The organism is Bradyrhizobium sp. ISRA464 (assembly GCF_029910095.1).
Classification (GTDB): domain Bacteria; phylum Pseudomonadota; class Alphaproteobacteria; order Rhizobiales; family Xanthobacteraceae; genus Bradyrhizobium.
Window position 1 is genome coordinate 8029971 of the sequence record NZ_CP094526.1, and the last position, 13036, is coordinate 8043006.

The 13036-nt window shown below is 64.1% G+C and carries 9 protein-coding genes; 5 read left to right on the plus strand and 4 right to left on the minus strand.

Going from position 1 to position 13036, the window contains the following annotated elements:
• Positions 1-7: 7 nt before the first annotated feature.
• Positions 8-949 carry a prephenate/arogenate dehydrogenase family protein gene (locus MTX19_RS37205; RefSeq protein ID WP_280981610.1) on the plus strand — a complete coding sequence of 314 codons (942 nt, stop codon included), beginning with the start codon at positions 8-10 and terminating at the stop codon, positions 947-949.
• A gap of 1171 nt (positions 950-2120) precedes the next feature.
• Here MTX19_RS37205 and MTX19_RS37210 read toward each other — a convergent pair.
• Both MTX19_RS37210 and MTX19_RS37215 read right to left on the minus strand, forming a co-directional pair.
• Positions 2121-3263 carry a peptidase M15 gene (locus tag MTX19_RS37210; protein WP_280981611.1) on the minus strand — a complete coding sequence of 381 codons (1143 nt, stop codon included), beginning with the start codon at positions 3261-3263 and terminating at the stop codon, positions 2121-2123.
• A gap of 326 nt (positions 3264-3589) precedes the next feature.
• On the minus strand, positions 3590-4777 hold the full coding sequence (locus tag MTX19_RS37215) for a DUF2125 domain-containing protein (protein ID WP_280981612.1): 1188 nt from the start codon (positions 4775-4777) through the stop codon (positions 3590-3592).
• A 110-nt stretch (positions 4778-4887) separates the two neighbouring features.
• On the opposite strand from MTX19_RS37215, the gene MTX19_RS37220 reads away from it, so the two are divergent.
• The gene (locus MTX19_RS37220; RefSeq protein WP_280981613.1) at positions 4888-5490 is read left to right on the plus strand and encodes a gamma-glutamylcyclotransferase; all 603 of its coding nucleotides are present in this window, start codon (positions 4888-4890) and stop codon (positions 5488-5490) included.
• Positions 5491-5742: 252 nt separating this feature from the next.
• Here MTX19_RS37220 and tnpA read toward each other — a convergent pair whose 3' ends face one another.
• The gene (gene tnpA, locus MTX19_RS37225) at positions 5743-6207 is read right to left on the minus strand and encodes an IS200/IS605 family transposase (RefSeq protein ID WP_280984622.1); all 465 of its coding nucleotides are present in this window, start codon (positions 6205-6207) and stop codon (positions 5743-5745) included.
• A gap of 393 nt (positions 6208-6600) precedes the next feature.
• Between tnpA and MTX19_RS37230 the strand changes: the two genes are divergently transcribed.
• The 3 genes from MTX19_RS37230 to MTX19_RS37240 all read left to right on the plus strand — a co-directional run bounded on the left by MTX19_RS37230 (position 6601) and on the right by MTX19_RS37240 (position 12009).
• Entirely contained in the window at positions 6601-9891 is a 3291-nt protein-coding gene (locus tag MTX19_RS37230; RefSeq protein WP_280981614.1) for an efflux RND transporter permease subunit, read from the plus strand.
• 57 nt (positions 9892-9948) lie between these two features.
• Positions 9949-10413: a TlpA disulfide reductase family protein gene (locus MTX19_RS37235; protein ID WP_280981615.1), complete on the plus strand. Its 465-nt coding sequence runs from the start codon at positions 9949-9951 to the stop codon at positions 10411-10413.
• Between the two features lie 114 nt (positions 10414-10527).
• Positions 10528-12009, plus strand: a complete 1482-nt coding sequence (locus MTX19_RS37240) for an aldehyde dehydrogenase (RefSeq protein ID WP_280981616.1) — start codon at positions 10528-10530, stop codon at positions 12007-12009.
• A gap of 240 nt (positions 12010-12249) precedes the next feature.
• Here the strand turns inward: MTX19_RS37240 and MTX19_RS37245 are convergent, their stop codons facing one another.
• Positions 12250-13017, minus strand: coding sequence for a lysophospholipid acyltransferase family protein (locus tag MTX19_RS37245; RefSeq protein ID WP_280981617.1), 768 nt, complete (start codon positions 13015-13017; stop codon positions 12250-12252).
• Positions 13018-13036 lie beyond the last annotated feature (19 nt).

The following is a 13036-nucleotide window of genomic DNA, read 5'->3' on the forward strand; positions in this document are numbered from 1 at the left end:
CACCGACGTGACCACAGCCCCGCTTTTCAAACGCCTCGCACTGATCGGCTTCGGCCTGATCGGCGGCTCGATCGCGCGCGCTGCCCGCGCGCAAGGCTTGGTCGGCGAGATCGTCACCACCGCACGCTCGGAGAAGACACGCGCGCGCGTCGCCGAGCTCGGCATTGTCGATCAGGTCGTCGCGACCAATGCGGAAGCCGCGAAGGATGCCGATCTCGTCATCCTCTGCATTCCTGTCGGCGCCTGCGGTCCGGTCGCGGCCGAAATCGCGAGCCACCTGAAGCCCGGCGCCATCATCTCCGACGTCGGCTCGGTGAAGGGGGCGGTCGTGAAGGACATGGCGCCGCATCTGCCTGACGCCGTGCACTTCGTGCCGGCACATCCCGTCGCCGGCACCGAGCATTCCGGCCCGGATTCCGGCTTCGCCGAGCTCTTCATCAACCGCTGGTGCATCCTGACGCCGCCTGACGGCACCGATCCCGCCGCGACCGACCGGCTGCGCGCCTTCTGGGCCGCGCTCGGCGCCAAGGTCGAGATCATGACGCCGGATCATCATGATCTCGTGCTCGCGATCACCAGCCATTTGCCGCATCTGATCGCGTACACCATCGTCGGCACCGCTGACGAGCTGGCACAGGTGACGGAATCCGAAGTGATCAAGTTCTCGGCCGGCGGCTTCCGCGACTTCACCCGCATCGCGGCGTCCGACCCGACGATGTGGCGCGACGTGTTCCTCGCCAACAAGGAGGCTGTGCTGGAGATGCTCGGCACCTTCAACGAGGACCTGTCGAAGCTCACGCGTGCGATCCGCCGCGGCGACGGCGATGCGCTGTTCGACCATTTCACCCGCACCCGCGCCATCCGCCGCGGCATCGTCGAGATCGGCCAGGATTCCGCCGCCGCCGACTTCGGCCGGCCGCATGCGAATCTGGGGAAGAAGGCGGAGTAGAGCGCCGCGCATTTCGACGTCATCCCAGCGCAGGACGGGGCCGATGTCGCACCAGATCCACAGCCGTCGTCCCGGCGAAGGCCGGGACCCATATTCCGCGGCTTGTGAACGGGACTCTCCGTTCGTCGTCCTGGCGAAAGCCAGGACCCATAACCACCGCAGTTGCTGATGAGCGGGATCGTGGCCCCGGCGTCGCGCAACTACTGAGATTTGGGGTAATGGGTCCTGGCTTTCGCCAGGACGACACTGAGTGTGTTTCGCCATTGTGAGTCATACATCCGCATTCTCGCGGCGCGGTGCGTCCGAGGTTTGCTGCCAACTTCGCCGCTCTTCGATCAGAGGGCGCAGGGAAGACCGGGCGCCGATCGCACCCATGGGTCCCGCGTAGTAAAAAACGCGGGAGGTAGGACCACAGGTGAAACCGGGAACATCCCGGCCTTCCCTGCGCGATGGTTTTACGGCTTATACGTGCTCTCCCCGGCGAGACCGGGCTTTGTTGTCACCGTCGTCCGCGAAAGACATTGCGCTCTTGCGAAGAGACACCTGCCACTGGGGCGTCAGGACCACACGACTTCACCGTCCGCCGTGCATGTGCTCGTCAGTCACACGCTCGGCGTCCACCGCATCTCGACCCAACACTCGTGACGATCGCGCAGCGCCCCTCAAGCGGGTGAGACGGGCCTATTCATACACCGAGTTACGATTCTGAAAAACAGAAATATTTTTACGTAAGGGGCTTGCCACGTCGGGCAACTCAGTGATTGGCGCGTCAGGGACGCACGGACGGAAGGGTTCCCTCCCCCTTGCGGGAGGGCAATCGCAGATGACATCGCCGTGGGGCTGACACGTCGTCATGGCCGGGCTTGTCCCGGCCATCCACGTCTTTCTTCACATGGAAAACCAAAAGACGTGGATGCCCGGGACAAGCCAGGACAAGCCCGGGCATGACGAGTGTGTGGGTAGACCAACCAAACCGCATGCATCGAACGCACAGCGTGATCGGCATATGCAATTGCGCTCCCCGCAAGGGGCAGGGAGCCTGAGAGCGTGCTCACCTCACCGCATTCCGGAGCATATCGACTTCGCTCGAAATGCTATCGCGTCTCCAAGTCGATCAACTCTGGTACTCCCGGTGCCGAGAGCTTCGCGTCTCGCGTCACCGCAATCTCGGTCAGCTCGTTCTCACCTTCGACGACTTTGCGGTTCTTGGACGTTTCACCGTGGCGTGCTTGGCCCGTGCAGCGGGCCGGTTGCGCATCTTCACGTCCAGTGCCGCTTGTTGCGTTTTGGCGCCATGGTTGTGAGCGGCATATTCCTTGCCGTCGATCGGAGCCGTGTGCGCCGGGTCCCGATCGAGATAGGGGCGTCCGACGCCAAACTCCCTTCCGTGCGCGTCGATCCATTTCCAGAGCTTTTCCGATGACCTCCATCGCTCGTCGCGTGTCGCACCGTCGACGCTGACAATGTCAGCCGCAAGCCCATGGCCGTAGCCGCCACGGAAGCTGCCTCCGTGATACGACCTGTCGCTGGCCGCTTTGAGGCCGCTTGCAATCGACTGCCGGTAGTCATCGCGGAAGGCGCTGGTGATGCCGGGCGACAAGCCGGCCTGTTCCGCCGCGAGAAGCGCATGAAAGAGCTTCAGCTTGAAGGTCCGATCCATGCCTCCGATGACGTAATCCATCATGGGCATGGCGGCTCTCTCGGCCGCCTTCGCGTCCTTCCAGGCGAAATCCTCATCGACAAGCCTGGTGAACGTTCTGGTGAGCGTCACCATTTTCTTCTTTTTCCTGACTGTCACCGTCCGTTGTTCCGGCACCTTGATGGTGTCTTCCTTGGGCGTCCTTTGATAGAGCGCCCACAAATAGCGGTCGATGCAGACGTTCACGTCCCAGCACTCGTCGAGAATTTCGATGGAGCCTACCGTCTCCTTGGCCTCGCGAGACTCCGGATCCGGCGTGTTCGCTGTCGGCGCCTGAACCGGTTGAGTTTCCTGCGACACCGTCGGATCGGTCGATCTGGCGTCCATGACAGCTTCCGGCTCGTGAGAGGTCGGCGCCGGGTTGACGGTCGCCACCGCCTCCGATCCGCCGGTGGTCACTACATTGGCGACATCGCCTGCGGCGTTGGACCTGGCAGTTGCCGGTGATATGGCAGGCACGGCATCGGCGACGACAGGAGGTGCGCGGTAATCGTTAGCTGATGCGCCGATATTCTCGATTCCAGCCGAACCGAACACCGCAAACCAGGCGACAATGCAACCGGGCAGAACGACCGTCCGGCACAACGCCGCCGCCCCGATTGGCCGTGCGTTCATCATCCCAGCCTCCAAAGGCTCCTCGGAGCCAGATTGCACAGCCAAGCATGTGACGAGGCGGATTGTCGGATCAGGGAATAGTCGCGCAATGGCGAAAGAGGGTTAACGATCCATATTTCCGGAGGATGTTGCCCGAATGCAACTCGCCTCCGCTGACACTCGTTGCCGCGATGCTACCGCCACAGTCTTCGCAGCGTTGCGGGCTGATTCACGTGCAGCCTTTCGAACAGCCTTGTGATCAAGGCTTTTCTGACTTCATCTGGCAGCAGTTCGGCTGACGCTCCGGTTTCGCGAACGGCCTCAGCAATATCATCAATACTCATCGCTCAGAACAGCGGCGGAATCTGGCCGACCTTCAGCGGGCCCAGGAACACCGCGCCATCGGCGAAGCGCAGCGGGAAGCTGCGGGCCTTCTTACCCTCGAGCATGGCCTCGGTGCCGAGCGAATTGATGCCTGCTGAAATGCCGGCATTGGCGTTCTGCTTGATCACCTTGCCGAGGCCGGGAACGGCGCGATCGAGCGCGCCGAACAGATTGCTGAGGTCCTGGCTCTTCACACCAGGCGCGACGCGATCGAGCGTTGACTGCGGGACGCCGTCCTCCAGCATCTTGTCGATGCCGAGCGCGGGGATGACGCGCTCGAGGCCGGCGACGGTCATCTGCAGCTCGCCCTCGATGCGCCCCTGCGCGTTGAGACGCAAGGTGCCTGCGGCGACCGAGAGAACGTCGCCCTGCTCGATCCGCGACTGCATGATCTCGACACTGCCGCCGGCCGCCTGGAGCTCGCGGAAACGGTCGGGCCACGGCTTGGGCGAAAGGTCCTTCAGCCCGTTCAGCCGCGCATGGATATCGGCGTTGAACGGCTGGGTCAGCAGGGGATGGATGTCTTGCAGGGTACCGTTCGAGATCTGCAGCACGGTTTCGATCGCCGGGCTGTCCGGGGTCGGTCCGTCGACCTGCCGGCCGTGGAGTTCGACATGACCCACGCGCGCCAGCGGCACCGGGGTCGCGCCGCCAATGCGATCGAGGGCGAGATCGTCGAACACCAGCGAGGCGCGCTGCGGCACCGCCGGCAGCCCGACCACACTGCTGCGCCCCTTGCTCCAGTCGATCGACAGCGACGGCGACGCGCCGTGCTCGCCGAGCGTCGCCGGCCCCTTGAATTCCGCGATCACGAGCCTGGGATCGTAGATCTGCGCGACGACAAGGATCTCGGCGAGCCGCGCGACAAACGACGTTTGCGGCGAGGCGGTCTGCGAGACCAGCATCACACTCGGATCCGCACAGCGGATTTCCAGCCGGAACGGGTAACCGGCCACCGACCGCTTGCCGCAGTCATAGACCCGGCCGGCCCTCGCCTCCTGCGCGCGCCAGGCGTCGGCCTGCACCCCGACCTGCGAGGCGGCATAGAACCAGAACCCGCTCCAGGCCACCGCGGCGACGAGGACCAGGACGGGCACGAAGTAAAGGCCAAAGCGCGAGCGCCGGCGCGGCACGGAGGTCTTGTCGGACATATCGGGTCCTTTGGCGGGCGAATTTGTCAAAATCTAAGCAACAGCAAGCTGCCGAAACATCGCGGAATTTGCTTCGCCTCGGTGATTCGTTCTGCTAGCCCATCAACGCCATGGCAGCAAATAATCCCTCATCATCGGACCCGGGTGACGCCGACCTCTGGGTGTTCGGCTACGGCTCGCTGATGTGGAAGCCGGGCTTTGCCTTCATCGAGCAGGTGCCGGCCCGGCTGATCGGCGAGCACCGCGCGCTCTGCGTCTATTCCTTCGACCACCGCGGAACGCCGGAAAAGCCCGGCCTGGTGCTGGGCCTCGACCGTGGCGGCGCCTGCCGCGGCATCGCATTCCGCGTCGCCGGCCACTTGCGCCACGACACCATCGGCTATCTGCGCGCGCGCGAGCAGACCACCAATGTCTACCGCGAGGTGATGCGCTCGGTGTGGCTCGAGAACGAGGCGCGGCAGCGAGTGAGCGCGCTCGCCTATGTGGTCGATCGCGGCCATGTGCAGTACGCAGGACGGCTGTCGCTACCTGAGCAATTGCGCCTCGTGCAGCAGGGCCACGGCCGCTCCGGCAACAATCGCGACTATGTGCTCTCGACGGTCGCCTCGATCGAGAAGCAGGGCTTTCGCGACGCACAGCTGCACCAACTCGCCGTGATGCTGCACGACGCGCATCCGGCTCATCACCCGCTTCTGGACACCAGAGAGGCGTAGGGCGGGTTAGTCTTACTGCGTCACAAACGTCGTAACCCTCATGGTGAGGAGCGCGGAACGCGCGTCTCTAGACGATGCTTTGCATCGCCAGGCGAACCACGAGGCCCCATCTGTGGCCTACATCCTTCGAGACGCCCGCTTCGCAGTCTCCTCAGGATGAGGAGATACAACATTTATGACGCAGCAAAGCCAATAACCTCCAGCAAAGCTGGAGGTTTGATTGGGAACCGCCAAAGGCGGTTTTAAGGGATGTTAGGACGATTGCTTGGATTTTGGGGCAGCTGAAATCTTTAGCTCAAACTGATCCAGTTGCTGGTCGGCCATTTCCTGATTCTTGATGTAGGCCCGGATCATTTCCTCATCGCGGCCGACGGTCGTGACAAAATATCCGCGTGCCCAGAATTTGTGGCCCAGGAAATTTCGCATCTTCCGTTCGACGTTCTGCGCGATCCAGATCGAACTCTTCCCCTTCATATACCCGATGATCTGCGCCACCGAATATTTCGGAGGTATCGATATCAGCATGTGGACATGATCCGGCATCAGGTGACCTTCCTCGATCCGGCACTCCTTCCGTCGTGCCAGATCGTGAAATACCTGGCCCAGATGTCGCTTGATCTTCCCGAACAGCAGCTTCTTGCGGTACTTCGGCGTAAACACGACGTGGTACTTGCACTCCCAAGTCGCGTGATTAAGATGATTGTACTCTGCTTCCATCATGGTCTCCTTGAGGGTTCTTGGCGGTTCCCCAAGGAGACTCCATGACTTCATTCCCGCAGCTGTAGAACTGCCGGTTTTCGCCCCGCCATAGGCGGGGGCTTAGCAGGCTTGGTTAGCGTAAGCGTAACCCCACTATCTTCCCCGCGCGGATATCGGTGGGCTTCGCTTCGCTCTACCCACCCTACAAACCTACCCACCTACAAACTGGCCGTGACGCCCATATCGGCGCGACGCGCGTTTTATTCCAACGATTGCTCCGGGGACACGACGCGCCTGCTCGCAGCAACGAAATCACGGCGGAGGTGTGGCAGCGCGCTGTGACATTTGGGCTTTTGCATCGCGGCGCGGACGGATAGAAGCTCAGCCGCAACGACGCCGATCGTGAATGCAATGAATCTCTCTACCCCCTTCATCCGCCGTCCGGTGGCCACCACGCTGCTGTCGCTGGGACTCGTGGTGGCGGGCGTCATTGCATTCTTCAAGCTGCCGGTCTCGCCGCTGCCCGATGTCGATATTCCAACCATCATGGTGCAGGCGACCCTGCCCGGTGCCAGCCCCGCGGACGTGGCCGCCACGGTGGCAAGCCCGCTCGAGCGCCATCTCGGCCAGATCGCCAGCGTCACCGAAATGACCTCGGCGAGCTCGCTCGGGTCCGCCCGCATCACGCTGCAGTTCGACATCGACCGCGACATCAACGGCGCCGCGCGCGACGTGCAGGCCGCCATCAACGCCGCACGCGCCGACCTGCCGACCAACCTGCGCACCAATCCCACCTATCGCAAGTTCAACCCGGCCTCGGCGCCGATCCTGATCTATACCCTGACGTCGGATACGCTGACGCCGGCCGAGCTCTACGACGCCGCCTCGACCGTGCTTGCCCAGAAACTGTCGCAGGTCGAGGGCGTCGGCGAAGTCTCGGTCGGCGGCGGATCGCTGCCTGCGGTGCGCGTCGAGCTGGTCCCGTCGGCGCTCTACAAATACGGCATCGGGCTGGAGGACGTTCGCGCCGCGCTCTCCAGCGCCAATGCGCACAGCCCGAAGGGCGGCATCGATGTCGGCGAGCGGCGCTACCAAATCTACGCCAACGACCAGTCCAGGAAGGCCGACGACTACAAGCCGCTGGTCGTCGCCTACCGCAACGGCGCCGCGGTGCGCCTCACCGATGTCGGCGACGTCATCGATTCCGTCGAGAATGTCCGCACGCTCGGCCTCTCCAACGGCAAGCCGGCGATCGTGATGATCGTGTACCGGCAGCCCGGCGCCAACATCATCAAGATGGTCGATCACGTGAAGGGCCTGATGCCGCAGCTCAAGGCTTCGGTCTCGCCCGCCATCGACATTACGCTCGCGGTCGATCGCTCGCAGACGATCCGAGCCTCGCTGCGCGACGTCGAGATCACGCTGCTGATCGCCGTCGCCCTGGTGATCCTGGTCGTGTTCGCGTTCCTGCGCAGCGCGCGCGCGACGCTTGTGCCTGTGGTCGCGGTGTCAGTGTCGCTGATCGCGACCTTCGCCGTGATGTATCTGCTCGGATACTCGCTCGACATCTTCTCCCTGATGGCGCTGACGGTGGCGACCGGCTTCGTCGTGGACGACGCCATCGTCGTGCTGGAGAACATCACCCGCCACATGGATGCCGGGATGTCGCGGCTGGAGGCGACGCTGCTCGGCACCCGCGAGGTCGGCTTCACCGTCCTCTCGATGAGCGTGTCGCTGATCGCGGTGTTCGTCCCGATCCTGCTGATGGGCGGCCTGGTCGGCCGCCTGTTCCGCGAATTCGCCATGACGATCACGATCGCGATTGTGATCTCGCTCGCGATCTCGCTGACCACGACGCCGATGATGTGCGCCGTGCTGCTGCGCGCCGAGCATGGCCGGCGGCACGGGCGGCTCTACCGGATCTGCGAGCGCGTCTTCGAGCTGATGTTGAGCGGCTACCGCTGGACGCTGGCCATCGCATTGCGCCACCCGGTGCTGGTGATGCTGATCCTGGGCACGACCCTCTACCTGAACTTCCATCTCTACGGCGTCGTGCCGAAGGGTTTCGTCCCGCAACAGGATACCGGACTGCTGATCGGCTCGATCCGGGCCGACCAGAGCACCTCGTTTCAACTGATGCGGCAGAAGCTCACGCAGTTCATCGACATCGTCAAACACGATCCGGCGGTCAACACCGCCGTCGGTTTCACCGGCGGCGGCGCGGGCCCGGGCGGCGGAACCAACACCGGGACGGTGTTCGCGTCGCTGAAACCGATGAGCGAACGTAAATTGCGCGCCGATCAGGTGATCGAGCGGCTGCGCGACAGACTGTCCGAGGTGGCGGGCGCCACCCTGTTCCTGCAATCGATCGGCGACCTCGGCGCCGGCGGGCGCTCCGGCAATGCGGCGTATCAATATACGCTGCAGGGCTCGACATTCGCGGAGCTGAACGAATGGACGCCCAAGCTCGTCGCAGCGCTGCAAAAGCAGCCGACGCTCGCCGACGTCAACAGCGACCAGCAGAACAAGGCCCTGCAATCCAACCTGATCATCGATCGCGATGCCGCCGCCCGCCTCGGGATCACGGTCAGCCAGCTCGACAACACGCTCTACGATGCCTTCGGGCAGCGCCAGGTCTCGACGATCTTCGTCGCGCGCAACCAGTATCACGTGATCATGGAGGTCGCGCCCGCCTATTCGCAGAACCCGGAGACCTTGAAGCAGGTCTATATCTCTACCTCCGGCGGAACGGCGACCGGGACACAGACCACCAACGCGGTGGCCGGAACGGTGGCCTCGTCCGCGCAGAAGAGCTCGATCAGTTCGGTGGCGGCCAACGCGGTGCGCAACCTCGCGACCAACTCGATCGGCGCCACCGGCAAGGGCACATCGTCGACCGGAACGGCGGTCAGCACCAACCAGGAGACGATGATCCCGCTGGCCAGCGTTGCGCGGTTCGAGCCGGGCGAGACGCCGCTGGTCGTCAACCATCAGGATCTTCTGGTCGCCAGCACCATCTCCTTCAACCTGCCGCCGGGCGTCTCGCTGAGCACGGCGACCACGACGATCGAGACGACCATGAAGCAGATCGGCATGCCGGCGGGCATTCATGGCGCCTTCGCGGGCGCCGCCAAGATCTTCCAGCAGTCGATGGCGAACGAAATCTATCTCGTCCTCGCGGCGCTGGCGACGATCTACATCTCGCTCGGCATGCTCTATGAGAGCTACGTTCATCCGCTCACCATCCTCTCCACCCTGCCCTCGGCCGGCGTCGGCGCGGTGGCGGCACTGATGCTGTCGCATACCGAGTTCGACATCATCGCCATGATCGGGGTGATCCTCCTGATCGGCATCGTGAAGAAGAACGCGATCATGATGATCGACTTCGCGCTCGACGCCGAGCGCCAGCGCGGGCTGTCGTCGCGCGACGCGATCTACGAAGCCTGCCTGATGCGGTTCCGGCCGATCATGATGACGACGCTCGCCGCCCTGTTCGGCGCGGTTCCGCTGATGATCGGGCTGGGTGAAGGCAGCGAGCTGCGCCAGCCGCTCGGCATCGCGATCTTCGGCGGGCTGATCCTGAGCCAGATCCTGACGCTCTATACGACCCCGGTCGTCTATCTCTACCTCGATCGCGCTAGGCACTGGACCATGAGGCGAAGGGCCGCGCGCCGGGCGCGTTCCAGCCTGGCCGATCGTTGACAGGCCCGTCGCGATATTGCCAACCTGCCGCCGACGGCAAGCGCAAGGAACAAGCCTGTGGCTCTCGCACCTGAACTCGCGGTGTCGCGCTGGTTCAACACCGGCGAGCCCCTGACGCTGGCCGCGCTGCGCGGCCGCCCGGTTCTGCTGCATGCGTTCCAGATGCTGTGTCCCGGATGCGTCGCGCATGGAACACCGCAGACGCAACGCGCCTTCGAACTGTTCAAGCATTCGGACCTACAGGTCATCGGCCTGCACACCGTGTTCGAGCACCACGCCGCCATGACGCCGGTGTCGCTGGAAGCCTTCATCCACGAATACCGGCTGACCTTCCCGATCGGCGTCGACGAGGCCGGGGAGAGCACGCCGATCCCGGTTACCATGCAGCGCTACGGCATGCAGGGAACACCGACCAGCATCCTGATCGGACGCGACGGCAGCGTGGTGCATCACGGCTTCGGGCAGCAAAGCGACATGGCGCTCGGCGCCATCATCGCGGCGGAGCTTGCCGCCGCGCACTGACGCTGCGCCCACGAGCCGGCTGCAACCCCTTCACGCGACTGCGTTATGACGGCGTCGCGCAAGGCGTGATATCGTTCCTCCAAACAACATTGCCTCGATGCGTGGGAGGATATCGTGAAGACCTATCAGCTTTACATCAACGGCCAGTATGTCGACCCAGCCAATGGCGAGTGGTTCGACTCGATCGATCCCTATCGCGGCGAGCCGTGGGCGAAGATCCCGCGCGGCTCGGCCGCCGATGCCGACAAGGCCGTGAAGGCCGCCAATGAGGCGATGTGGCGCGGACCCTGGTCGAAGATGACGGCGTCGGCGCGCGGCAAGGTGATGCGCAAGCTCGGCGACCTCGTCGCCGCGAACGCAGAGCGCCTCGCCGAGATCGAGGTGCGCGACAACGGCAAGCTGATGGCGGAGATGCTGGGCCAGCTCCGCTACCATCCGGAGTGGTGGTGGTATTACGGCGGGCTGGTCGACAAGCTCGAGGGCGGCCTGGTGCCGATCGACAAGCCGGAGACCTTCGCCTACACGACGCATGAGCCGGTCGGCGTCGTCGCGGCGCTCACCGCCTGGAATTCGCCGCTATTGTTCGTCGCCTGGAAATGCGCCGCGGCGCTCGCCGCCGGCTGCGCCGTGATCGTCAAGCCATCGGAATTCACCTCGGCCAGCACGCTGGAATTCGCCGCCCTGACCAAGGAGGCCGGAATTCCGGACGGCATCTTCAACGTGGTGACCGGCTTCGGGCCCGAGATCGGCGCCGAGTTGATCGGCCATCCCGGCGTTGCCAAGATCACCTTCACCGGATCGGATACGACCGGCGCCAAGGTCTACGAGACCGCGGCAAAGAGCCTGAAGCGCGTCTCGCTAGAGCTCGGCGGCAAGTCGCCCAACATCGTGTTCGAGGATGCCGACCTGACCGCCGCCGCGGCCGGCGCCATCTCCGGCATCTTCGCCGCGACCGGCCAGACCTGCATCGCCGGATCGCGCCTCCTGGTGCAGAGCTCGATCAAGGAGAAATTCGTCGCGCGGGTGCTGGAGCTCGCCAAATCCGCCAAGATCGGCGATCCGATGCGGCCAGACACCAATGTCGGGCCGATCACGACGCCCGCGCAGTACAAGAAGGTGCTCGACTATATCGACATCGCGAAAGCAGAAGGCGCGCGCTGCCTGCTCGGCGGCAAGCCGGCGTCCGGCGCGGGCATCCTGGGCGGCCAGTTCGTCGAGCCGACGATCTTCACCGATGTCGACAACACGATGCGAATCGCGCGCGAGGAAGTGTTCGGGCCGGTGCTGTCGATCATCTCTTTCGACACCGAGGAGGACGCCATCCGCATCGCCAACGACACGATCTACGGCCTTGCCGCCGGCATCTGGACCAGGGATCTCGCGCGCGCCATCCGCGTGCCGAAGCAGCTGCGCGCCGGCACCGTGTGGGTCAACACCTACCGCGCCATCAGCTACATGATGCCGTTCGGCGGCATGAAGCATTCCGGCGTGGGCCGCGAAAGCGGCATCGACGCGGTGCGCGAATATCAGGAAACCAAGAGCGTCTGGATCTCGACCGCGCAGGACATTCCGGCCAACCCGTTCGTCATGCGCTGACCGCACACGAAGCGGTCAGAACCCCGCGCAACGATGCTGCGGCTCCCTCCCCCGCTTGCGGGGGAGGGCTGGGTGGGGGTATCGCCACGAGTCCGACCCTTCGAGTGGAGAGAGCCCAACCGGATCGCATCATTCGATGCGATCCGACCTGAGAGCGAGCTTCGCTCGTCTCGACCCCGCAAGCGGGAGAGGTGCACCGAGTCGGCGGTCACGCTGACTTAACCAAAAGCCATCCCCGCCTTAACCCTTTGCCGGGCTCGGCACCCCGCCGAACAATTGCGCCTGCTCGGCGCGGGCGGCGTCGACGATGCGGCTGGTGGCGGTTTCGATCTGGTCGCGCAGACGGGTCATGAACTCGTCGCGCGGCAAGCCCGGCGGCAGGGGATCGAGGAATTCGACCACCAGCGTGCCCGGATAGCGCATGAAGGTGCGGCGCGGCCAGAACAGTCCCGAATTCAGCGCGATCGGCAGGCACGGCACGCCGCTCTCGACATAGATCTGGGCGACGCCGGCCTTGTAGGCGGGCGGCGCGCCGGGCGCGGTGCGCGTGCCTTCCGGAAAGATCACGAGCTGGCGGCCGAGCTTCACCTCGGCAGCCGCGCGCTTCAGCGTCTTGAGCAGCGAGCGCGGCCCGCCGCCGCGCTCGACCGAGATCATGCCCACTTTCTTCAAATACCAGCCGAACACCGGGATCATCATCAGCTCGCGCTTGAGGATGAACAGCGGATGCTCGAAGAAGCGCACCAGCGCAAACGTCTCCCAGAACGACTGGTGCTTCGAGGCGATCAGCAGCGGGCCTTGCGGAATCTTCTCGACGCCGCGGAATTCGACCCTGATGTTGCAGATCACACGCATCAGGAACAGGCTGGTGTTGGCCCACGCCGCCTGCAGCGCCATCAGCGCCGAGCGCGGCAGCAGCAGCGCCGGGATCGCGATGATGCAGAGCGCCACCAGCACCAAATAGAACAGCACGTTGAAAACCAGCGAGCGCAGGAAGATCGACGTCATCTCTAAAACTACCCTCGTA